The sequence below is a fragment of the Neisseria gonorrhoeae genome (assembly GCF_013030075.1).
GTDB classification, from domain to species: Bacteria; Pseudomonadota; Gammaproteobacteria; order Burkholderiales; family Neisseriaceae; genus Neisseria; species Neisseria gonorrhoeae.
Genome location: NZ_AP023069.1, coordinates 810246 through 833054 on the forward strand (window position 1 = coordinate 810246; position 22809 = coordinate 833054).

19 protein-coding genes, 3 pseudogenes and 1 other annotated feature are annotated in these 22809 nt (G+C 53.9%); of the genes and pseudogenes, 12 read left to right on the plus strand and 10 right to left on the minus strand.

The window, feature by feature from the left end:
• Nucleotides 1-47: 47 nt before the first annotated feature.
• Together dnaX and mutL are read right to left on the minus strand one after the other, a co-directional pair.
• Nucleotides 48-2171 carry a DNA polymerase III subunit gamma/tau gene (dnaX, locus tag HT085_RS04165; RefSeq protein ID WP_003691207.1) on the minus strand — a complete coding sequence of 708 codons (2124 nt, stop codon included), beginning with the start codon at nt 2169-2171 and terminating at the stop codon, nt 48-50.
• Nucleotides 943-982: a sequence feature (This ribosomal frameshift element is known only in the genus Neisseria.), on the minus strand. (Overlaps the previous gene by 40 nt.)
• Nucleotides 2172-2265: 94 nt before the next feature.
• Nucleotides 2266-4242, minus strand: coding sequence for a DNA mismatch repair endonuclease MutL (gene mutL / locus HT085_RS04170; RefSeq protein WP_003688688.1), 1977 nt, complete (start codon nt 4240-4242; stop codon nt 2266-2268).
• Between the two features lie 143 nt (nt 4243-4385).
• On the opposite strand from mutL, the gene HT085_RS04175 reads away from it, so the two are divergent.
• From HT085_RS04175 to purE, 4 genes are read left to right on the plus strand one after another with little or no spacing between them, the layout of a single operon-like run.
• On the plus strand, nt 4386-4571 hold the full coding sequence (locus tag HT085_RS04175) for a DUF3460 family protein (RefSeq protein WP_003688687.1): 186 nt from the start codon (nt 4386-4388) through the stop codon (nt 4569-4571).
• Between the two features lie 10 nt (nt 4572-4581).
• Complete coding sequence (locus HT085_RS04180; RefSeq protein ID WP_003688686.1) at nt 4582-5250, plus strand: class I SAM-dependent methyltransferase; 669 nt, start codon at nt 4582-4584, stop codon at nt 5248-5250.
• The gene (locus HT085_RS04185; protein ID WP_003688685.1) at nt 5250-5963 is read left to right on the plus strand and encodes a tetratricopeptide repeat protein; all 714 of its coding nucleotides are present in this window, start codon (nt 5250-5252) and stop codon (nt 5961-5963) included. Before HT085_RS04180 ends, HT085_RS04185 begins: the two co-directional genes overlap by 1 nt.
• Nucleotides 5964-6010: 47 nt before the next feature.
• Nucleotides 6011-6496 (plus strand): 5-(carboxyamino)imidazole ribonucleotide mutase, encoded by a 486-nt coding sequence (purE, locus tag HT085_RS04190; RefSeq protein ID WP_003688684.1) that lies wholly within the window; start codon nt 6011-6013, stop codon nt 6494-6496.
• A gap of 211 nt (nt 6497-6707) precedes the next feature.
• Here the strand turns inward: purE and HT085_RS11550 are convergent.
• A pseudogene (locus tag HT085_RS11550) lies at nt 6708-7516 on the minus strand (transposase); the annotation flags it as partial.
• A gap of 373 nt (nt 7517-7889) precedes the next feature.
• On the opposite strand from HT085_RS11550, the pseudogene HT085_RS04205 reads away from it, so the two are divergent.
• Together HT085_RS04205 and HT085_RS04210 are read left to right on the plus strand one after the other, a co-directional pair.
• A pseudogene (locus HT085_RS04205) lies at nt 7890-8255 on the plus strand (transposase); the annotation flags it as partial.
• Nucleotides 8256-8261: 6 nt separating this feature from the next.
• Nucleotides 8262-9287: pseudogene (locus HT085_RS04210) on the plus strand (autotransporter outer membrane beta-barrel domain-containing protein); the annotation flags it as partial.
• Nucleotides 9288-9481: 194 nt separating this feature from the next.
• Here HT085_RS04210 and HT085_RS04215 read toward each other — a convergent pair.
• Both HT085_RS04215 and HT085_RS04220 read right to left on the minus strand, forming a co-directional pair.
• Nucleotides 9482-10138 (minus strand): response regulator, encoded by a 657-nt coding sequence (locus HT085_RS04215; RefSeq protein ID WP_003688682.1) that lies wholly within the window; start codon nt 10136-10138, stop codon nt 9482-9484.
• A complete protein-coding gene (locus HT085_RS04220) occupies nt 10135-11904 on the minus strand; it encodes a histidine kinase (protein ID WP_003691205.1) in 1770 nt (589 codons plus the stop codon). The genes HT085_RS04215 and HT085_RS04220 overlap by 4 nt, the downstream gene beginning before the upstream one ends.
• Nucleotides 11905-12110: 206 nt before the next feature.
• Between HT085_RS04220 and HT085_RS04225 the strand changes: the two genes are divergently transcribed.
• From HT085_RS04225 to HT085_RS04235, 3 genes are all read left to right on the plus strand, one after another.
• Nucleotides 12111-12725, plus strand: coding sequence for a molybdenum cofactor guanylyltransferase (locus HT085_RS04225; RefSeq protein ID WP_003691204.1), 615 nt, complete (start codon nt 12111-12113; stop codon nt 12723-12725).
• A gap of 162 nt (nt 12726-12887) precedes the next feature.
• Nucleotides 12888-13505, plus strand: a complete 618-nt coding sequence (locus HT085_RS04230) for a riboflavin synthase (protein ID WP_010358100.1) — start codon at nt 12888-12890, stop codon at nt 13503-13505.
• Nucleotides 13506-13512: 7 nt separating this feature from the next.
• Nucleotides 13513-14376: an ATP-binding protein gene (locus HT085_RS04235; protein WP_003688678.1), complete on the plus strand. Its 864-nt coding sequence runs from the start codon at nt 13513-13515 to the stop codon at nt 14374-14376.
• A 12-nt stretch (nt 14377-14388) separates the two neighbouring features.
• Here the strand turns inward: HT085_RS04235 and HT085_RS04240 are convergent, their stop codons facing one another.
• The gene (locus HT085_RS04240; protein ID WP_003688677.1) at nt 14389-14823 is read right to left on the minus strand and encodes a Spy/CpxP family protein refolding chaperone; all 435 of its coding nucleotides are present in this window, start codon (nt 14821-14823) and stop codon (nt 14389-14391) included.
• A gap of 145 nt (nt 14824-14968) precedes the next feature.
• On the opposite strand from HT085_RS04240, the gene rpe reads away from it, so the two are divergent.
• A complete protein-coding gene (rpe, locus tag HT085_RS04245; RefSeq protein WP_003688675.1) occupies nt 14969-15652 on the plus strand; it encodes a ribulose-phosphate 3-epimerase in 684 nt (227 codons plus the stop codon).
• A 244-nt stretch (nt 15653-15896) separates the two neighbouring features.
• Here the strand turns inward: rpe and ruvB are convergent, their stop codons facing one another.
• From ruvB to HT085_RS04265, 4 genes are all read right to left on the minus strand, one after another.
• Complete coding sequence (gene ruvB / locus HT085_RS04250) at nt 15897-16928, minus strand: Holliday junction branch migration DNA helicase RuvB (RefSeq protein ID WP_003691202.1); 1032 nt, start codon at nt 16926-16928, stop codon at nt 15897-15899.
• Between the two features lie 81 nt (nt 16929-17009).
• Nucleotides 17010-17318, minus strand: coding sequence for a hypothetical protein (locus HT085_RS04255; protein ID WP_002232489.1), 309 nt, complete (start codon nt 17316-17318; stop codon nt 17010-17012).
• A gap of 418 nt (nt 17319-17736) precedes the next feature.
• Nucleotides 17737-18969: a multifunctional CCA addition/repair protein gene (locus HT085_RS04260; protein WP_003691200.1), complete on the minus strand. Its 1233-nt coding sequence runs from the start codon at nt 18967-18969 to the stop codon at nt 17737-17739.
• Between the two features lie 78 nt (nt 18970-19047).
• Nucleotides 19048-20676, minus strand: a complete 1629-nt coding sequence (locus HT085_RS04265; protein ID WP_010951119.1) for an ABC-F family ATPase — start codon at nt 20674-20676, stop codon at nt 19048-19050.
• A gap of 149 nt (nt 20677-20825) precedes the next feature.
• Here HT085_RS04265 and HT085_RS04270 point away from each other — a divergent pair, with 149 nt between their 5' ends.
• Together HT085_RS04270 and HT085_RS04275 are read left to right on the plus strand one after the other, a co-directional pair.
• On the plus strand, nt 20826-21200 hold the full coding sequence (locus HT085_RS04270) for an arsenate reductase (RefSeq protein ID WP_003688664.1): 375 nt from the start codon (nt 20826-20828) through the stop codon (nt 21198-21200).
• Between the two features lie 48 nt (nt 21201-21248).
• A complete protein-coding gene (locus HT085_RS04275) occupies nt 21249-22787 on the plus strand; it encodes a SurA N-terminal domain-containing protein (protein WP_003691199.1) in 1539 nt (512 codons plus the stop codon).
• Nucleotides 22788-22809 lie beyond the last annotated feature (22 nt).

Genomic DNA, 22809 nt, shown 5'->3' on the forward strand with positions numbered 1-22809 from the left:
GGGAAGCGGCAATGCCGTCCGAAGGGTTCGGGCGGCATTATATCTGTTTATGGCCGGTTTGCCGCCAATTCCAGTGATTCGGGCTGCCATTGCGCGCCGAATGCTTGGAGGATTTTTTGTGCGGCGGGGTCGGCTTCGAGCAATGCTTGTGCTTTTTGCCTGTCTTCGGCTTGGACACGCTTGTCCTGCATCGCGGGGGTTTCCCGGCCGGCTTCGTCGCGCCAGTCTTCGGTTTGCAGGGTGAGTTGCAGCCCGTAGGCTTGGGCGAGGGTGTCGCGGATTTTGTCGAGCCGCTTTTTGTCGGCGGTGGCGCGGGCTTCGGCGGTCATTGCCAAAACCATCAGTCCGGTGTCGGAACGGTATTCCGTCCACGCGGAGTGTTGCGCCGGCATTTGCGCCGCGCCGAGTTTGCGGGCGAAGTGCCGGACGATGGCTGCCCAGTTTTCGGTGGAAAATTCGGGCGGCGGGGCGGACGGCGTGTTGTTTCCGCCGATGCCGCCCGCTTCTGCTTCTTCGTCCGTCCCTCCGCCTGCGGTATCGGCAGGGAGGACATTTGCCCAATCGGGCGGCGGGATTTCCACGCCGTCTTCCGGGGGGCAGTCATTATCCGGAAAACCGTAGAAAGGTTCTGCAGGGGCTTCGTGTGCAAATGTTTCCGTTTCAACGGCTTCATCATTCGGTGTTGCCTGAATGGGGTTTTCAGACGGCACTTCGGACAAGGAAGCCTCGGTTTCGTTGTCGGCTGCCTTGTTCTTGGAAACTTGATTTTCGGGCGGCGTTTCGGCTTCGGATGCCGTCTGAATGCTTTTTGCCGACGTTCGCGCCGTGCCGGCTGCGGTTTCGGTTTTGTCCGGCGCGTCTTCCCAAGGCGGAACATCGTTGTTTTCTTGATGGGAAACGGGGCCGGCAGTTTTGCCTTCAGACGGCATTGCTGCTGCGGATGCCGTCTGAACGGGCGTTTGGGCGGCATCCGCTTCAGGGCGCGGTTGTGGCTTTTTTGCGGCGGTTTCCTTTTCGGCGGTTTGTGCCGACGGGGATTGAAGTTCGGTATTTTCAATCACGGCGTTTGCATCACACGAAGCCGCCGCCAAGGGGGCGAACGCCAGCATACGCAGCAGGGTCATCATAAAGCCGGCGTATTCGTCGGGGGCGAGGCCCAGGTCGCGTTTGCCGTGGACGGCGATTTGGTAGTAAAGCTGGATTTGTTCGCCGCTTATGGTTTGGGCGAGGCGGTGCAAAATATCGGAATCGGGGTCGTCGTGCGCCAAGGCGGAGGGGACTGCCTGTATCAGGGCGAGTTGTTGCAGCAGTATGGCCAGTTCGCCCAAGGCGTTGTCAAAGCCGACGGCACACGCCGCCATTTCCTGCGCTTTTGCCAGCAGGGCTTCGCCGTCTTGGTTGACGATGCCTGTCAGCAGTTCGTACAGGTATTGTTTGTCAACCGCGCCGATCATTTGGCGGACATCGTTTTCGGCAACTTTGCCCGAACCTAGGGCGATGGCTTGGTCGAGCAGGCTTAAGGCATCGCGCATCGATCCGGCGGCGGCACGTCCCAAAAGTTGCAGGGCGGGGGGGTCGTAGGCGATTTTTTCGCTGTCGAGGACGTGGGCAAGGTGGTCGGCAACCTGTTGCGCGGTCATATTGCGTAAGACGAATTGCAGGCAGCGGCTTAATACGGTAACGGGGACTTTGTGCGGATCGGTGGTGGCGAGGATGAATTTGACGTGTTCGGGCGGCTCTTCCAGCGTTTTGAGCATGGCGTTGAACGCGCTTTTGGAAAGCATATGCACTTCGTCGATGATATAGACTTTGTATTTGCCGGCGGTCGGCGCGTATTGGGCGTTTTCCAAGACTTCGCGGATGTTGTCGATGCCTGTGTTGGAGGCGGCGTCGATTTCGAGCAGGTCGACATAGCGTCCGGCATCGATTTGGGTGCAGCTTTGGCACACGCCGCAAGGTTCGCCGTGTTGCGCATTTTCGCAGTTGAGGCTTTTGGCAAGGATGCGGGCGATGGTGGTTTTGCCCACGCCGCGCGTCCCGGTCAGCAGGTAGGCGTGGTGCAGCCTGCCTTCGTCCAAGGCATTTTGCAGGGCTTTGACGACGTGTTCCTGACCGACTAAGTCGGAAAAGGTTTTGGGCCGCCATTTTCGGGCGAGAACTTGATAGGTCATGTTTTTCTCTTGGTTTCGGTCGTGATGTTTCTGTCGGTGCGTCGGAATGCCGTCTGAACGGCGGCTTCGGGCGGCGTATTCTAGCATTTTCGGCTTACTGTCCGCGCAAGAACAGTGTGTCCAATTCTTTCAAAGTCAGTTTGACCCACGTCGGCCTGCCGTGGTTGCACTGGTTGCTGCGCGGCGTATTTTCCATATCGCGCAGCAGCGCGTTCATTTCGGGCAGGGTGAGCCTGCGGCCGGCGCGGATTGAGCCGTGGCAGGACATTGTGGCGAGGATGCGGTTTTCGTGTGATGCGATGGTTTGGCTGCTGCCGACTTGGGCGAGTTCGCCCAATACGTCGCGTGCGAGGGAGACGACATCGGATTTGCCCAACATTACGGGCGCGGCGCGGACGGCGAGGGTGTTGCCGCCCATGTCGGACAGTTCCAGGCCGAAGCCTGCCAGCGTTTCGGCATGATCGGCGAGGGCGGCGCATTCTTCGTGGGACGCGGCAAAGGTTACGGGAATAAGCAGGTGCTGGCTTTGCAGGTTGCCGTTTTCCTGACGTTGGCGTTTCATTTTCTCGTAGTTGACGCGTTCGGCAGCGGCGTGCATATCGATGAGCAACAGGCTGTCTTCGGCTTGGGCAAGAATGTAGATGCCAAGTAATTGGGCAATGGCGAAACCGAGCGGCGGCAGTTCGGATTGGGACGGGATGCCGTCTGAAAGCGGCGTATCTGTTTTGTGAGCAGGCGTTTCAGACGGCATATTGCCGAAACGTGCCTGTTCGAATTGGCTCAACTCAAGGTCGATGTCGTCGGTTTTTTTGTAGAGTTCGGCATAGGTGTCCATTGCCGCGCGGCTTTCGCGCAGGGACAGGCTGTGTTGTTGCGGCGCACGCGCGGCCTGGTAAGGCATGGGCGCGGTTTTACCTGATGAACCAAAGGCATTGCGTGTATCGGGTTTGTTGCCTGTCGGGTGGTTGGATGCGCTATCAAACAGATTTTCGCTGTCGTTTTCAGACGGCATTGGGGCAGGCGTAACGCCGGTAATGTCATGCAACACTTCGCCTGCGTTGCTGACGCTTTCGGTCAGGTTGGCGCGTGTGTCGGCAAGGGCTTTGTTGAGCGTGTGGAACACGAGTTGGTGTACTTGCCGGCTGTCGCGGAAGCGGATTTCGGTTTTGGTCGGGTGGACGTTGACATCCACGGCTTTGGGCGGCAGCTCGAGGAAAAGGACGAAAGCAGGGGTGAGGGCGTTGTGCAATACGTCGCGGTATGCCTGCTTGACGGCATGGAGCATGACTTTGTCGCGGACAAAACGATGGTTGACGAAGCAATATTGTTTATCGGTTTTGCCTTTGGCGAAAGTCGGCTTGGCAATCGCGCCATAGAGCCGCAGCGCGCTATTGCCGCTGTCAATTTCCAAAGATGCCGTCTGAAAATCATCGCCGACAATGGCGGCGATACGTTCATGCAGGCTTTGGGCAGGAAGTTTGAACACTTGTTTGCCGTCGCGTTTGAGTGAGAAGGCAATGTGCGGATGCGCCAGCGCGAGGCGTTCGAGCATGGTGGCGCAGTGAGCGTATTCGGTGTTTTCGGATTTGAGGAACTTGCGCCGCGCGGGGGTGTTGAAGAAGAGTTCGGCGGCTTCGATGGTGGTGCCGACGGGGTGGGCGGCGGCGGTGGGGCTGCTGAGTTTGCCGTCTTCGGCTTTGACTTGGGTCGCATGCGAACTGTCTTCTTGGCGGCTGGTCAGGGTCAGGCGGCTGACGGAGGCGATACTGGCCAAGCCTTCGCCGCGAAAGCCCATGCTGGCAACGTGTTCCAAATCGTTCAGGGTTTTGATTTTGCTGGTGGCGTGGCGGTGGAGCGCGAGTTCGATGTCGTCGGGGTGGATGCCGCCGCCGTTGTCGCCGACGCGGATGAGGCGGATGCCGCCGCCTTCCAGTTCCACATCAACCGCCGTTGCGCCCGCGTCTATGCTGTTTTCAACGATTTCTTTCAGGGCGTTGGCAGGGCGTTCGACCACTTCGCCGGCGGCAATTTGGTTGACGAGGTGGTCGGGCAGGGCGGCAATGCGTGGCATAAGGCGGTCTTCCGTTGCAAAAAACGCCTTATTCTATAATAAAACCCCTTATCTTTCTGCCCGTATTCTTGATAAAAGCCGTTTATCCCGTTTGGAAAATACCAGTATAATCACGCCGTATCCCGTAAAATTGGAGCGCAAAGATGTACCACTACCAATCCGAAGCCACACAATTCCTCAACCGCCTGATCGAAGAAAAACCTGAATTGGCGCAAGAACGTTTGAAAAATCGAGGGCTTTTGTGGGATGTCGAACTCAATCCCGAAGAGCAAAAAAACTTTGAATCGGCAAAAGTGGCGAAAAAACCTTATACCTATTACCAAGACTGAACCCGCCGAAATGACGACCCATCTGTCCAATGTCGCACCGGACCTGCAAAACTATTTGAATGCCATCGGCGAACCCGAACATCCCGTTTTGACGCGGCTGCGTGAGAAGGCCGGGCATCACCGTATGGGCAAAATGGCGATTGCGCGCGAACAGGCGGCGGTTTTGGTTTGGCTGGCAAAGCTGATTCGCGCGGAAAAATATCTGGAAATCGGCGTATTTACCGGATACAGCAGCACCGCGCTTGCATTGGCGCTGCCCGAACACGGGCGGATTACCGCCTGCGACATCAATGTAACCTTTACCGATACGGCGCGTCAGGTTTGGAACGAGGCCGGTGTGGCGCATAAAATCAGCCTGCACCTGCAACCCGCATTGCTGACATTGGATGATTTGATTGCACAGGGTGAAGCCGGAAGCTACGATTTGGCACTGATAGACGCAGACAAACCGCCCACGCCGCAATATTTCGAGCGTTGCCTCAAACTCGTCCGGCAAGGCGGCATCATCGCCATCGACAATATTTTGTTGAACGGAAGGGTGATGCGCGAAGCGGCTTTTGATGCGCCGCCCAGTGTCAAAATTCTCAAAGATTTCAATCAAAACCTGCCGAACGATACGCGCATCGTCCCCATCACCCTGCCCGTCGGCGACGGTTTGACCCTGCTTCTGAAAAAATAATGAAGACCAAATTACCGCTTTTTATCATTTGGCTGTCTGTGTCTGCCTCCTGTGCTTCCGTTTCACCCGTTCCGGAGGGCAGCCGAACCGAAATGCCGACACAGGAAAATGCTTCAGACGGCATTCCCTATCCCGTTCCCACTCTGCAAGACCGTTTGGACTATCTGGAAGGCAAAATCGTCCGGCTGTCGAACGAAGTGGAAATGTTAAACGGGAAAGTCAAAGCATTGGAACACGCAAAAACACACCCTTCCGGCAGGACATACGTCCAAAAACTCGACGACCGCAAATTGAAAGAGCATTACCTCAATACCGAAGGCGGCAGCGCATCCGCACATACCGTCGAAACCGCACAAAACCTCTACAATCAGGCACTCAAACACTATCAAAACGGCAGGTTTTCTGCCGCAGCCGCCTTGTTGAAGGGGGCGGACGGCGGAGACGGCGGCAGCATCGCGCAACGCAGTATGTACCTGTTGCTGCAAAGCAGGGCGCGTATGGGGAACTGTGAATCTGTCATCGAAATCGGAGGGCGTTACGCCAACCGTTTCAAAGACAGCCCAACCGCGCCCGAAGTCATATTCAAAATCGGCGAATGCCAATACAGGCTTCAGCAAAAAGACATTGCAAGGGCGACTTGGCGCAGCCTGATACAGACCTATCCCGGCAGCCCGGCGGCAAAACGCGCCGCCGCAGCCGTACGCAAACGATAGTTTTTCCATTTTTCCGCTTTTTACCCCATCCGCACCAAGAAGGATTTATGATACAAATCGGCATCATCATGGGCAGCAACAGCGATTGGCCCGTTATGCGGCAGGCAGCGCAGTTTCTTGAAGAGTTCGGCGTAGAATATGAGGCGCGCGTCGTTTCCGCACACCGCACTCCGGATTTGATGTTTGAATACGCCGAAACCGCACGGGCGCGCGGCATCAAAGCCATCATCGCGGGTGCGGGCGGCGCGGCGCATTTACCCGGCATGGTTGCCGCCAAGACCACCGTCCCCGTTTTGGGCGTACCCGTCCCAAGCAAATACCTGCGCGGCGAAGATTCGCTTTTATCGATTGTACAAATGCCCAAAGGCGTACCCGTCGCCACATTCGCCATCGGCGAGGCAGGCGCGGCAAATGCCGCATTGTTCGCCATCTCCATGCTCGCCAACGAAAACCCCGAACTGGCGCAAAAACTGGCAGACTTCCGAGCCAAACAGGAACAAACCGTTTTAAACATGGAATTGGAACAGATTTAAAACCCGCCGTCCGCGAATACACAAATGCCGTCTGAAGCCCTGTTTTCGGGGTTCAGATGGCATTTTGTTTGCATGAACCCATTGCCGGAAGAATTTCGCCCGCCCCTGTTTTGGGGTTTAACAATCTGTGCGGGTTTCAATTTTTGAAATATATAGTGGATTAAATTTAAATCAGGACAAGGCGACGAAGCCGCAGACAGTACAAATATAGTCAATTAAAATCAAAATAGGACAGTAGTGCATCGTCAAATCGGGAGTAATCAGACAAAACGGTTCGCAGATACCGCTTAATATTCGCCCACACTTTCTCAATCGGGTTGGGCTCGGGCGAACAAGGTGCGGGAGGCAATACCTTATGTCCCAATTTTTCCGCCGTTCCCCGTAAGGCACCCATACGGCGAAATCGCGCATTATCTGAAATAATCACCGATTTTTGAGCCAATGCGGGCAGTAGGCATTGCTGAAACCGCGCTTCAAAAAAGACCCCGGCCACCGTATTTTGACAAACCATCGGAGCAATCGGCCGGTTGCCGACTTGTGCGGACACCAAAGATAAGCGCCGGTATCTTTTCCCACTTATCCGCGCTTTCGCCATTTGCCCTTTCAGGCTGCGGGCATAGGGGCGGAACAGGCGGCGGTCGAATCCTGTTTCATCCGGACAAACACGTTGGCAGTCGGAAAATCCGGCCGGCCGTGTCAAATAATGCGTTACTTTGGCCGGGTCTTGTCCTTTGTAAGCGGCGGTCTTTTTTTGCGCGCCATCCGCATCTGTTTGGGCGCATGGCAAACGGCGGCTGCCGTACAATCAAAATGTTTGGCGATTTCATGCAGACAGGCATCCGGATGCCGCCCGACATATCGAGCCGGTTTTTGCCTATCCGATTTGGCGGCATTTAGGCCGGTAACTTGATGTTTTAGGCTGCCTGTTTGTTTTTTAAGGCGAATCCGCAGGTAAAGCGTGTTTCTTGACAAGTTAAACGTTGCTGCGGTTTGGCCGGTGTTTTTGCATTGTCCGTAATATAGCGGATTAACAAAAACCGGTACGGCGTTGCCCCGCCCCGGCTCAAAGGGAACGGTTCCCTAAGGTGATGGAGCGCCGGGCGGATCGGTTCCGTACCATTCGTACTGCCTGCGGCCCGCCGCCTTGTCCTGATTTTTGTTAATCCGCTATGGTTTAAAGCTTTGTTTCTTAAGTCCGCAGAGTATGCCATGGTTAAACCTTCAACGTCGAGTGTTGTACTATTTTGTTTTTAATTGAATATACTGTAAAAAGCGCAGCCATATGAAAATGCCGCCTGAACCTTAACCAGTTCAGACGGCATCTGTTTTTTGTTAAAAAACAATAAACTATAACAATTTCAAACAAGCTAAAAACATCTATAAAATCAACCCGAAACGCAACGGGCGGGCCTATACCGTTGCCGAGGACAATGCCGAGCCTGAAACGTTGCCCCCTGCCGTCAAAAAGAAAATCATGCCGGACGGTATTGTTTATGCCGATAGCCCGGGCAGCCGCGGCAAGTCGGACGCGGGCGGTTTTATCCGTTGCCGCATCAACCGTTCCAAGGAATTTGCAGACCGTCGGAACCACATTAACGGCATTGGGAACTTTTGGAATCAGGCAAAACGCGCCTTGCGAAAATACAACGGAATCGATCGTAAACCTTTCCCGCCGTTGTTGAGGGAATGCGAATTTCGACTTAACTCCGGCACACCGTCCCGGCAGCTAAAAATCCTGCGGGATCGGTGTGGAATTTAGGGATAATCTAGTACAGCCCCAATTACATTAATTCATAAACACAGTGATAAAAGCGCAAATAAACCATCAATTTCTGATGGAACTGTTTCTATCCCTGAAGGAGAGATCTTTGGCGCATCTGGTACATTAATCAATCCAGATGGAACAGAAAAATCATTTACAATGCGCTTCCCCCTCCCTATTACCAATGCTGTGCTAAAAATTACAAATGGCGCAATGGAATTCAAATCAGAAGATATTGGAACCATAAAACTAACAAAAGCTACTTTTCACCTAAAAAAAGACACATCATTAACAACCCCCGAAGGGACTACATTATTATCAGGCGGCACGCTAACCCTATCTAATACAGGTATTTCTTTATCGGGTACAACTTCTGTATTTGAAAAAGGAACATTCACCAACGGCGGCATCATTACGCTTGCCAATCAATCCTATGCAGACAAACTCACCATTGAAGGAAATTATGTCGGTAAAGACGGTGTGTTAAAAGTCAATACAGAATGGAACTCGCCGGGTGATGATCAAGGAGGAAATTCTCAATCTGATTTACTGGAAATCACAGGCGATGCTTCAGGAAAAACAACGGTCATTTCAGTGGGTAAAGATGGCAAAGAAAATATTATCGACGGCTCGATCGGCGAACTTTCCGACCGCTACAAACGCAGTGCCGCCGTTGTTAAGGTTTTGGGACAAGACAAGGGGGCGGAAACCGGTAAATTAAATATCGAAGACGCTAAACATACCTACACAATGCGCGATACTTTTAGCGGAACTGCCAAAACCACAGGGGCGGGGGAATTGCAATTGGTTTCACACAAAGATGAGGCGGGCGCGACAGAATACTTCTGGACTTTAACCACGCCGAATCAAGATAAAACCATCATCACGCCAAGCGCACCGGCCTACGCACTCGTTCCACGTCAAAACTTGGAATCAGGCTATGCGATGCTGGATACGCTCCACCAACGCCGTGGCGAAAATCAAACCCTTTCTCGGGACAGGCAAGGCAATTATCGGCAGGATGCGGAAGCAACAGACATAAAGGCTACCAAGGCACCGTGGGTGTGAAATATTCTTGGAAATAAACTGCCTAAGCCATTCCGTCCGGGTTACGGCGGTAATGGCGTACTTAAAGGGACGGCACACCGGATGCCGTCCCTTATATATTGCACCCCGTCAAAGGGGCGCATTGCTTTTTTCCTGACCCGATGCCGTCTGAACGTCTATTCCGGCACAGGTTGGGGGACGTTGTGCCGGATGGCGTAAACGGCGGCCTGCACCCGGCTGCTGAGGTTGAGTTTGCGGAGCAGGTTTTGAACGTGGACTTTGACGGTGGATTCGGCAAGATCGAGGTGGCGGGCGATGATTTTGTTGCTGTGTCCTGCGGCGAGATAGCCCAAGATTTCCAGTTCACGAGGGGTAAGTGAGGAGAGTGCCTGCGTCCTTTGGGCAGGTTGGGGGGAAATCAGGCTTTTGACGAGTTTGGCGGTCATCTCGGGCGAGAATACATTATCGCCTTCGGCGGCTTTGCGTATGCTTTCGAGAAGAAAATCGGCGTTGATGTTTTTCAGCAGGTAGCCGCGCGCGCCGATGCGCATACATTCGGTAAGGTCGTCGCTGTCTTCGGAAACGGTCAGCATAATGACTGCCTGCTGCGGATTGATGCTGATGATTTGGGACAAGGCCTCGCGCCCGTTCATGCCTGGCATATCCAAATCGAGCAGGACGACATCGGGTTGCAGCCGACTGATCATTTTGATGCCCGAGAGTCCGTCTGCAGCTTCGCCGATGACTTCAAAACCGTGTTGGCGCGACAAAAGGGCTTTGATGCCGCTGCGGAAGAGGGTGTGGTCGTCTATCAGGATGATTTTGATGGTCATGGTAGGCTTTCTTTGGGTGCGCCCGTCAATGAGACGGTGGTTCCCTGTTGTGCTTGGGAACGGATTTCTAAAACGGCACGGATGCGTTTGGCACGCTCCTGCATGATGTGCAGTCCGACATGGCTGCCCGTAGGTTCTCCTATTTTCTCCGTGTCGAAACCTTGTCCGTTGTCTTGGATGGTCATGGTAAAGCGTCCGCCGTATTCGGAAAGGGTGAATTTTACATGGGTGGCGCGGGCGTGTTTGCGGATGTTGGACAGGCTTTCTTGCAGGATGAAAATCATTTGGAGCTGCTCGTCCTGTGTAGGCAGGAACGAACCGTTTTCCCAAACGGTTTCGACCGTTATCCCGGTTTGTTGCGTGAAGCGCGCGAACAGGTCGGCAACAGCTTCGGGAAATTCTTTATTGCTGATTTTGGTACGGAAATTGAGCAGCAGTTCGCGGACATCTTCATAACATTCCTGCATGCCTGTTTTGATAAAGCCGATGTTTTCTGCGGCTTCCTCCCGTTTGTTTTCGGCAAAGGCGGTTTCCAGCATCTGTACCTGCAGGTTCAGGAAGGTTAATGCCTGCGCGATGCTGTCGTGCAGCCCCTGTGCAATCAGGCTGCGTTCCTGCAATACGGCAAGCAGACGTTTTTCTTCCTCCTGTTTCGCCCCGGCGAGCGATACGCCCAATTGCCGAATCAGGGTTTGAAGCAGCGTGCGGTCGTCTCCGGTGAGGGAAGTGCCGTCTGAAAAGCCGAGCGAAAGCATGCCCAGTTTCTCGTTTTGATATTCGATGGGGAAGGTTTCGTCATGGTATTTTTCCAAAGGGGGCTTTTTGCCGTGTTCGGCCGTATGGACGGAAATGTCTGTGTCGGAACCGTTTTCCAGGCAGATGTTGCCGGATTGCGCGCCGACGGCGGGCAGGATGTGGTTCAAAAATTCTTCCGCCGCCTGTCGCGGCGTATAGGATTGATGCAGGTCGCGCGTGGTCCGGTACAGCAGGGTCAGGTTGCGGTTTTGCTTTTCAAGGTTGTGGGTTTGTTCGGCAACCTGTCCTTCCAAATCATCGTATAAAGTCTTCAGCCTGAGCGCCATTTGGTTGAAACACCGCCCGACCTGTTTGAATTCGGGCGTACCGTCTTCGGGAACAGGGATGTCGAAATGCCGCTGACCGATGCGTTCCGCACCTTCCCTTAACGCCTGCAGCGGACGGATAACCCAAATCTGGTGCCAAAAAAGCATCAGCACGGACGACACCAGCGTCATCAGCATAATGACCCATTGAAACCGCCTGAGCCACCAAGTGTTTTTTTCGCCGGCATTTTCCAACGCCTGCAAAAACAGTTCGATATTGCCGGCAAAGCGGTAAAGCTCGATTTGTGTGGGGCGGCGGTATGCCTGCAACGGGGGGAGGATGTTGGCCTGCCAGTCGATAATCAGCATGGACTGTATCAAATCGTAGGCAAGGGGATTGTCGGAGGGAATCAGCGGATGGATGGCATCGCTTTGGGAAATGCGTTTTAAACTTTTTTCAAATTCGGCAATCTGATTGTCGATTTGTGCGCGGGGCGAGCCTTCGCCCGCCATATAGGCAAGCCGGTATGCCTGCATCTTCAGATTGCCCGCCTCTTCGATGACCGAGGCGGCATTTTCCAGGCGGAAAGAAAGCAGCAGCGTTAAAACGACAGACAGTGCCGCCAAACCGACCCACAAGCCGGTCAGGAGTTTCAGGCGCAGGGAAAGGGGGATGCCGTCTGAAAATCGGGTTGGCAGTATCATATTCGGAGGAAAGTCGTTTTAAACGGTGCAAACAATATCATTCTTTGGAATTAGAAACAACTGCTCAGAAAGGACAGGTTAAGGAAAACTTAAGCCTCAATGCTTTCAGTGTTAAATCACGTTATGATAAAATTCAAATAACATGAATTTATACGACGCCGTTTTCAAACGCGCTTCTAAAATATCGGAAACGGCAGACTGAAACTATGAAAACCTCAAACTTTCCCAAAAGCCCGCCCGCATTAAAAACGTTCGCATTGATTTTGGCAGGAGGCCTGGCCGACCGTATGGGCGGGGAAGACAAAGGGCTGGCACTGTTGGAAGGCAGACCGCTGATTGACCGCGTTATCGGTAAAATCAGGCCGCAGGTCAGCCATATCGTCATCAGTGCCAACCGGAATTTGGAAGAATACGCCCGCCGCAGCCCGCATGTTTTTCCGGATGCCCGGCAGTGGCAGCATTTCGGCCCGCTTTCGGCATTGTGTACCGCAGCCAACGATTTGCAGTTGGCGGCGGCCGATTGGCTGCTGATTGTACCTTGCGATATGCCGTATCTGCCGGACGATTTGGTCGCGCGCTTTGAAAGCGTCTCCAAACGCACACCGTTGTGCAATGCGTTTTATGTGGAAACGCCGGTAACGATGCACTACAACATTATGTATATCCGTCCGCAAATTCTGCAAAGCGCGATTCCTTATCTGTTTTCGGGTATGAAAACATTAAGAAGCTGGTTGCAGCAGCAAAGGGCGCGGCCGGTCAGATTCGAGTTTGACGGGCATTTTGCCGACTTGAACACGCAAACCGATTTGCAGGAGGGATAAGTGCAAGACCGCCGACCGGCGCGGAAAGGAAAGGTCAAGGCGTACCGGGCGGTTTTTGCCCGAACCGGAGGCACAATGCCGTCTGAAGGAGTTTCAGACGGCATTTTTCGCGGGGAAATGCTACAATTTGCACCATTTTTACCGACACAGGGAAACAGGATTATGTTTACAGGCATTGTTCAAGGATTGGGAAAACTGACGGCAATCCACCGCCCGTCGGAGGCGTTTCAGACTTATGTCGTCGAGCTTCCGCAAGAGGCGGCAGAAAACCTGCAACACGGCGCATCGGTCGCCAATAACGGCTGCTGCCTGACGATTACCGAAATCGAAGGAAACCGCGTCAGCTTCGATTTAATGGCAGAAACTTTGGCAAAAACCAATTTGGGGCTGCTGAAGGAAGGCGATTGCGTCAACATCGAACGGGCGGCACGTTTCGGCGACGAAATCGGCGGACACGTCATGAGCGGACACATTATGGCAACCGTGCCCATTGTCGAAATCGAACGGGACGGGTTCAACCGCACGGTTTGGTTTGCGCTCCCGCACGAACTCAAACCCTATATCCTGACCAAAGGGTTCGTCGGCTTGGACGGTTGCAGCCTGACCATAGGCAAAGTCGAAGACAGCCGTTTCAATGTCCATCTGATTCCCGAAACTTTGGAACGGACGCTGTTCGGCAGCAGAAAGGCCGGAGACAGGATCAACATCGAAATCGATCCGAATACGCAGGCAATCGTCGACACCGTCGAACGGCTGATGGCGCAAAGATATGCAAAGTGAGGTAGAGATGGAATTGAACGAATTCCTCGATAAAGCCTATGCCGTTTTGCGGCGTTTGGATGCCGTACTTCCGCCCGAACCCGGGCATACGGATTGGAACGCGCTTGCCTTCCGCTGGCAGAGTGCGGGCAAAAAAGGTTTTTTGGAACACTTGCCCGATCCGCACGTTTTCCCTTTGTCCCGGCTTGCCGGAGTCGGCAGGCAGACCGAATTGCTGGTGCGTAATACCGAACAATTTATTGCCGGCAGACCTGCGAATAACGTATTGATGAGCGGCGCGCGCGGAACAGGCAAATCCTCGCTGGTCAAAGCCCTGCTGCACGAATATGCGGATAAGGGATTGCGCCTGATCGAAGTCGATAAAAGCGATTTGATCGGCCTGCCGTATCTGTTGGCACTTTTGAAGGAACGCCCGGAAAAATTCATTGTGTTTTGCGACGATTTGTCATTTGAAAGCGGCGACGAAACCTATAAGGCATTGAAAACGGCATTGGATGGCGGTCTGTCCCAACGTTGCGCCAACGTGATGGTGTACGCGACTTCCAACAGACGGCATCTGATGCCCGAATATTTGGATGAAAATGCAGGTACGACAGGCGTGCGCGGAGAAATCCATCAAAAAGAGGCCGTGGAAGAAAAAGTATCTTTGTCCGACCGATTCGGATTGTGGCTCAGTTTTTATCCGTTCGATCAAAACGATTATCTGGCGGCAGTGCGAAGCTGGTTGGAAGATTTTGATGTGCCATATGACGAAGCCGCCCGGACGGCGGCGTTGCAGTGGGCGCAGATGCGGGGCAACCGCTCGGGACGTTCCGCTTGGCAGTTTGCCTGCGACTGGGCGGGCAGGCTGCCGGAGCAACGTGCGCCGTGAGTGTTTCGGGGATTATTTGAGGCAGGAAGAAAGCCACATTTGCTGCTGTTGCGGTGTGAGAATATGGAAGAAGCGGTGTTGGATTTCCAATTCGTCCACCGCAAAATCCATGCTGGAGTGGTAGCGGCTTTCGACATAATCGCGCGCCTCGTTCCGATTAAAAACATCCGAAGAAATGATTTCGACGACAGAGCGGCGGCGGCTGTGTTCGGAATGCATAACCTTCAAACGCGCCCTGTCGCCCGCCATTTTGAAGGCGGCGCGGATTTTACGCAGCTCATTGTGCTGACCCTGTGTCAGCCCGAGCCGGCGTATGTCGCAGTTCGGTTGAAAATCGTTCGGGGGGATATAAGCCGTGGCGGCGTGGGAAAGCTGGCAGGAAAGCAAAGCCATACTTAAAAAAGAGGCGGCAGGTTTGGCAAAACGGCAGGGAGCAGGCAGCGGCACGGCTTTTCCTTTAATCCGGATATTTCGGACAATATACTTGATTGCCGTGTGAAAGATGGTATTATGGCAGTTAACTTTTGTTAATAATGCTGTTTCGAGGCTTTCCCGCGTTGAGTCCGCCCATAAAGGCATTGAAGGAAAAAATATGACCGCCTACCGTATCGCACCCAGTATTTTGTCGGCAGACTTTGCCCGCCTCGGAGAAGAGGTGGCAAATGTCATTGCGGCGGGTGCGGATCTGATCCATTTTGACGTGATGGACAACCATTATGTGCCGAACCTGACCTTCGGACCTATGGTCTGCGCGGCGTTGAAGCCTTATGCAAGCGTGCCGATCGATGTGCATCTGATGGTCGAACCCGTTGACGATTTAATTCAATCGTTTGCCAAAGCAGGAGCATCGATTATCACTTTCCATCCCGAAGCGAGCCGCCATATCGACCGCAGCTTGAGCCTGATTCGGGACATGGGCTGTCAGGCGGGGCTGGTGTTGAATCCGGCAACGCCCGTATATGTGTTGGAAAACGTGTTGGACAGGCTGGATATGGTTTTGCTGATGTCGGTCAACCCCGGGTTCGGCGGTCAGAGCTTCATTCCGCACACTTTGGAAAAAATCAGACAGGTTCGCGCCATGCTTGACCGCTATGAAGGGAAAAGCGGCAGACGTATTGCCATTGAAGTGGACGGCGGCATCAAAACTGACAATATTGCCGCCGTTGCCCGAGCCGGTGCGGATACCTTTGTTGCCGGTTCGGCGATTTTCGGCAAACCGGATTACAAGGCGGTAATCGCTGCGATGAGGGCGGAACTGGAAAAAGCGGCAGGCTGAACCTTGAGCCAATGATTGAAATAGAAATGCCGTCTGAAAATTAGCTCTGTTTCAGACAGCATTGCGTTATTTTTCAACCGGCAGCCAGACGGGTTTCAACCGTTTGCCAGGGAAACAGTTATTTTCATCGGGGAGAATCTGTCCTGCCGGACAAAAGGTTTCTGTTAAGTGATGAAACCGGTGCCGGTGCAAACGTCTGATAACAATGCCGTATGAAACCCGGTTCGGTTTCAGACGGCATGGTTTATTTTTCGACGGGCAGCCCGAAATGCAGGTAGGCGCGTTCGGTCGCCATCCTGCCGCGCGGGGTGCGTTGCAAAAAGCCTTGTTGGATGAGGTAGGGTTCGATAACGTCTTCGATGGTGTCCGTAGATTCGCCGATGGCGGCGGCAACGTTGTCCAAACCGACGGGGCCGCCGCCGAATTTGTGCAAAACGGCTTCGAGGAATTTCCTGTCCATCACGTCCAGCCCCTGCGCGTCCACGTCCAGCATACTTAAAGCGGCATCGGCGACGGCGGCATCGATTACGCCGTTGTTTTTCACGTCGGCGAAATCGCGCACGCGGCGCAACAGGCGGTTGGCGATGCGGGGCGTGCCGCGGCTGCGTTTGGCGACTTCCATCGCGCCTTCTTCGCCCATATCGAGCTGCAACAGTTGTGCCGAACGGCTGACGATGGTGGTAAGGTCGCGGTTTTCGTAAAACTCGAGGCGGGAGACGATGCCGAAGCGGTCGCGCAACGGGTTGGTCAGCATACCGGCGCGGGTGGTCGCGCCGACGAGGGTGAAGGGCGGCAGGTCGATTTTGACGGAACGTGCGGCGGGTCCTTCGCCTATCATAATGTCGAGCCGGTAGTCTTCGAGCGCGGGATAGAGGATTTCCTCGACGACGGGGCTTAGCCGGTGGATTTCGTCGATAAACAATACGTCGTGCGGATCAAGGTTGGTCAAAAGGGCGGCGAGGTCGCCGGCGCGTTCGAGGACGGGGCCGCTGGTTTGGCGCAAATTTACGCCCAACTCTTTGGCGATGATGTGGGCAAGGGTGGTTTTGCCCAGTCCGGGCGGGCCGAAAAGCAGGACGTGGTCGAGTGCTTCGCCGCGTTTTTTGGCGGCTTGGATGAAGATGGCGAGCTGCTCTTTGGCTTTATGCTGCCCGATGTAGTCGTCCAGCGTTTTGGGGCGGAGGGCGCGTTCGAGCAGTTCTTCCTGTGCGGAGGCGGTTTGGGCGGCAACGATGCGTTGCGGTTGCGCGGCGGTCAGGTTGTCGGTTTGCAGCATAGTGTTCCCTTTGTCGGGTATGCCGTCCGAACGGTCGGCGGCGTTTCAGACGGCATTGAAAAGATAACGGTCAAAAGCGTTTTATCCGCGTGTTTCGCGCCAAACGAGATAGTCGCGCAGGGGCGGCATAGGCGGGTTGATGCAGTGGGGGCAGATGCCGGTGGTGTCTTCGTCGTCGCTGTCGATGTGGTAGGCGTTGGGATCGAAGCGCACCTGCTGCATTACCGCCTGCGCCAATGCCTGCGCCTGAACAACGTCGAAATTGAATTTTTCGAGGATTTCGTTCAACAGGCGGATTTCCCCGCCGCTGAATTCCGCGCTATGTTTGAGGATGAGGCGTTGATAATCTTCGTTGTTGATTTTAGGCAATAAATCGGTTTTCAGGGTCATGATTTTATGTCGGGGGCGGAATGGCTGAAGGATGGATTATAGCGGATATGGCGGCGGCTGTTTCAAAACCCGGCCCGGATGCCGCCTTCAAAACTTCGGACTGCGTCTAAGGTTGCGCGGTTTGCCTGCCCGAAACACGCAAACCCTATCCCATAACTTGGCGGCGGAATAAAAATAAACGGCTGTGTTTGAATACCCGCTTGATTCCATCCGTTTGCAAGGGGAAAGCCGGCTGTTTCCGTCCGGATAGAAATCGGTTCCGTTGAACAAAAGGTATTTTTGTCCGACTAATCAGGCCTGCATCAAGGGAATATTAAAAGGCAGCCGAATAAATCGATGTCATCCATCCCTTTCTCCGACGCTGTTTCGGCAATGCGGGCGAACCTCAAAAGATGCCGCGTTTGGCGTTTTCTTTTTCCTACGCGCCCCGAAACGCTTTTTGCAGCGGGGCGATTTGCGCCAGCCGCGCCCGGTCGATTTGTTCGGCGATAAAGTGCGCTTTTCCCTGCGCGCGGCATTCGGCGGCGATTTTGCCCGAATCCGCCTGATTGGCGGCTTCGAGCAGGGCGAGCCAGTGCGCGCGTTGCGGGTAGGGCGTGTGTTCGCGTTTCAGACGGCCTTGCGTGTCGGCAATGCAGACGTTCAATGCCGTCTGAAAACGCTCGGGACGGCGGAAGGCATCGGTTTTTTTCAATACGTTCAGAATGGTTTGGCTTTTAAGCTGTCCGACTTGGTGGAAAATAATGTGCCAACGGCAAACCAATTCGGCAAGCTCGGCACACTGCCTCGGCGCGCGCAGCCGTTGATTGACTTCGCGCACGGGTTCTACGCCGTTGATGTCGTGTCCGTGGTGGCGCGGCAGGATGTCGGGCGGCGTTTTGGCTTTGCCCAAGTCGTGCAGCAGGGCGGCATAGCGTTCGGGCAGGCTCAAACCCATATCGGCGGCGCGTTGCAGCGTCATCAGGGTATGGATGCCGCTGTCGATTTCGGGATGGTAGTCGGCGCGTTGCGGCACGCCGAAGAGGGCGTCGACTTCGGGCAGCAAGACTTTGAGCACGCCGCATTCGCGCAACATTTCAATCATTTTGCGCGGATTTTTTTCCATCAAACCTTTCGCCAACTCCTGCCAGACGCGTTCGGCAACCAATGCGTCCGCTTCGCCGTTTTCCACCATCTGCCGCATCAGCTTTATGGTTTCTTCGGCGATTTCAAAGCCGTAACGCGCGGCAAAGCGGGCGGCACGAAGGATGCGGACGGGATCTTCGGCGAAGGCGGGCGAGACGTGGCGCAAAATGCCTGCCGCCAAATCCCGTTGCCCGCCGAAAGGGTCGATAATCTTGCCGTCCGCATCTTGCGCCATCGCGTTGATGGTCAGGTCGCGGCGCATCAAGTCCTGTTCCAGCGTAACGTCTTTGTCGGCGTGGAAACTGAAACCGGCGTAACCCTTGGCGGTTTTGCGTTCGGTGCGGGCTAGGGCGTATTCTTCGTGCGTTTTGGGATGGAGGAATACAGGAAAATCTTTGCCGACCGGCTGGAAACCTTGCGCCAACATGGTTTGCGCGTCTGCGCCGACGACCACCCAATCGCGGTCTTTGACGGGCAGGCCCAAAAGATAATCGCGGACGGCGCCGCCGACGAGGTAAGTCTGCATATGCTTCCTATTTTAAAGTTATCAACAATGCCGTCTGAAGCGGCTTCAGACGGCATTGTTTCAACCGGAGGGGTGCGCTTATGCTACGCCTTTTTTCTCGAGATAGCTTTCGTAATCGCCCAAGTAGTGTTCATATCCGCCTTTGCCGTCCAGTTCGATGATTTGGGTTGCCAGGGAGGAAACGAACTGACGGTCGTGGGAGACGAAAATCAGCGTGCCGTTGTATTTGTCCAGTGCCATGTTCAGCGATTCGATGCTTTCCATGTCCATATGGTTGGTCGGTTCGTCCATGACCAAGACATTGGGTTTCAACAGCAACAGTTTGCCGTAAAGCATACGGCCTTTTTCGCCGCCGGAGAGAACTTTCACTTTTTTTACCACGTCGTTGCTGCCGAAAAGCAAACGCCCCAAAGTGCCTCGGATGACTTGTTCGTCGTCGCCTTCCCGACCCCATTGGCGCATCCATTCGCTCAAGTCCATATCGACGTCAAAGTCGTTTTCATGGTCTTGCGGATAGTAGCCGACACTGGCTTTTTCCGCCCATTTGATGCTGCCTTCGTCCGGCAACAGGCCGTCTGAATATTCGGGGTTGTACGCGCCGGCCAAGAGTTTCAGCAAGGTAGATTTACCTGCGCCGTTCGGGCCGATGATGGCGAGGCGTTGGCCTGCTTCAAGGATGAAGTTGAGGTTTCTAAACAACTGGGTTTCAAAGCGTTTGGCCAGTTTTTCAACTTCCACAGCCTGACGGTGCAGCTTGGCTTTTTCATCGGCTTCAAAACGGATATACGGGTTTTGACGGGTAGAAGGTTTGACTTCGACCATTTCCGATTTGATTTTGTCGGCCTGTTTCAGACGGCTGGTTGCCTGACGGGCTTTGGATTTATTGGCGGAAAAACGGGCAACGAATTCTTGCAGCTCTTGCAGTTTCTCTTTGGCTTTGGCATTGTCTTTCAGGGCGCGCTCACGCGATTGGGCGGAAGCGAGCATATAGTCGTCGTAGTTGCCCGGATAAATAGTGATGGTGTTGTAGTCCAAATCCGCCATGTGGGTGCAAACTTCGTTCAAGAAGTGGCGGTCGTGCGAGATGATGATCATGGTGGAGTCGTATTGGTTCAACACGCCTTCCAGCCAGCGGATGGTATTGATGTCCAAGTTGTTGGTCGGTTCGTCCAAGAGCAATACATCCGGCTTGGAGAACAGCGCCTGCGCCAGCAATACGCGCAGTTTGAAGCCCGGGGCGACTTCCGCCATTTTCGCATTGTGCAAATCTTCGGAAATGCCCACGCCGCTTAATAATTCGGCGGCGCGCGCTTCGGCGGTGTAGCCGTCGTATTCGGCGAACTTGGCTTCCAGTTCGGCGGCTTTCATGTAGTCGTCTTCGGTGGCTTCGGGATTGGCGTAAATCGCATCGCGCTCGGTCATCGCCGCCCACATTTCGGTATGCCCCATCATCACCACGTCCAGCACGCGCATGTCTTCGTAGGCAAACTGGTCTTGGCGCAATTTACCCAAACGCACGCCGTTTTCAATCGCCACTTCGCCGGCGGTCTGTTCCAAATCGCCGCCGAGGATTTTCATGAAGGTGGATTTGCCCGAACCGTTCGCGCCGATCAAGCCGTAGCGGTTGCCTTCGCCGAATTTTACGGATACGTTTTCAAACAGCGGCTTCGCGCCGAACTGCATGGTAATGCCGTTGGTAGAAATCATTATGGGTAAAACCTTTATTGAACAAGAGATTAAATTTTTCGAATTTTCGGATTGTAACATAACCGCCCCGCCGTCTGAAACAGACGGGCAAATTTTCAGACACTTATAGTAAAATATCGGTTTTATTATTTCAGGCAAAAGGTTTCCAAATGATAATCCTTCACGGCATTCCAAATTGCGACACAGTCAAAAAAGCCAAAAACAGGCTTGCCGGATACGGCTTGGAGTTTGGGTTTCGGGATTTCAAAAAACAGATGCCGTCTGAAGCGGAAATCTGCTCGTGGCTGGAACAAGTGCCTTTGGCAACCCTGTTCAACAAACGCGGGACAAGCTGGCGCAAACTCGATGCCGAAACACAGCAAAAAGCCCTGTCCTCGACGGCGGAGGCCGTCAAACTGATGTCCGAAATGCCGAGCCTGATCAAGCGTCCCGTATTGGAGTGCGGCAGCAGGGTTTACGTCGGCTTCAGCGAAGAAACCTACGACGGCATCTTCAACCGGCAAGCCCCGTGCAGACAGGGATAAAAACCGTTACAATACCCGACTTGAATTTCCCATTCCCAATCTGAAAATATGTTCCATTCCATCGAAAAATACAGAACACCCGCCCAAGTCTTATTAGGCCTGATTGCATTAACTTTTGTCGGCTTCGGCGTCAGCACGGTTTCCCATCCGGGCGCCGACTACATCGTCCAAGTGGGCGACGAAAAAATCAGCGAGCACTCAATCAACAACGCCATGCAGAACGAGCAGGCGGACGGCGGCAGCCCTTGGCGCGACGCGGTGTTCCAATCCCTGCTGCAACGCGCCTACCTGAAACAGGGCGCGAAGCTGATGGGCATTTCGGTTTCTTCCGAACAAATCAAGCAGATGATTGTGGACGATCCCAATTTCCACGACGCAAACGGCAAATTCAGTCACGCGCTTTTGAGTCAATACCTGTCGCAACGCCATATGTCTGAAGACCAGTTTGTCGAAGAAATCCGCGATCAGTTTGCCTTGCAGAATTTGGTAAGCCTCGTCCAAAACGGCGTATTGGTCGGCGACGCGCAGGCGGAACAGCTGATCAGGCTGACGCAGGTCAACCGCACCATCCGTTCGCACACTTTCAACCCCGACGAGTTCATCGCCCAAGTCAAAGCGTCTGAAGCCGATTTGCAGAAATTTTATAATGCGAACAAAAAAGACTATCTGCTGCCGCAGGCGGTCAAATTGGAATATGTCGCCTTGAATCTGAAGGATTTTGCAGACAAGCAGACCGTCAGTGAAACGGAAGTGAAAAATGCGTTTGAAGAGCGCGTGGCGCGTTTGCCGGCACATGAAGCCAAACCTTCTTTCGAGCAGGAAAAAGCCGCCGTCGAAAACGAATTGAAAATGAAAAAGGCGGTTGCCGACTTCAACAAGGCAAAAGAAAAGCTGGGCGACGATGCGTTCAATCATCCCTCCTCGCTTGCCGAAGCCGCCAAAAACAGCGGTTTGAAAGTGGAAACCCAAGAAACTTGGCTGAGCAGGCAGGACGCACAAATGTCCGGCATGCCCGAAAACCTAATCAATGCCGTATTCAGCGACGACGTATTGAAGAAAAAACACAATTCCGAAGTGCTGACCATCAACAGCGAAACCGCGTGGGTCGTCCGCGCCAAAGAAGTCCGCGAAGAAAAAAACCTACTGTTTGAAGAAGCCAAAGATGCGGTGCGTCAGGCCTATATCCGTACCGAAGCCGCCAAACTTGCCGAAAACAAGGCAAAAGAAGTGCTTACCCAACTGAACGGCGGCAAGGCAGTTGACGTGAAATGGTCGGAAGTGTCCGTTTTGGGCGCGCAGCAGGCAAGGCAGTCCATGCCGCCCGAGGCTTATGCGGAACTGCTGAAAGCAAAACCGGCAAACGGCAAACCCGCCTATGTCAGACTGACCGGTCTGCCGGCACCCGTGATTGTCGAGGTGCAGGCAGTCACGCCTCCGGAGGATATTGCCGCACAGCTTCCTCCTGCGAAACAGGCTTTGGCGCAACAGCAGTCTGCCAATATTTTCGACCTGCTGATCCGCTATTTCAACGGAAAAATCAAACAGACTAAAGGAGCACAATCGGTTGACAACGGCGATGGTCAGTAATTGACACTTTTGTTGACAACAT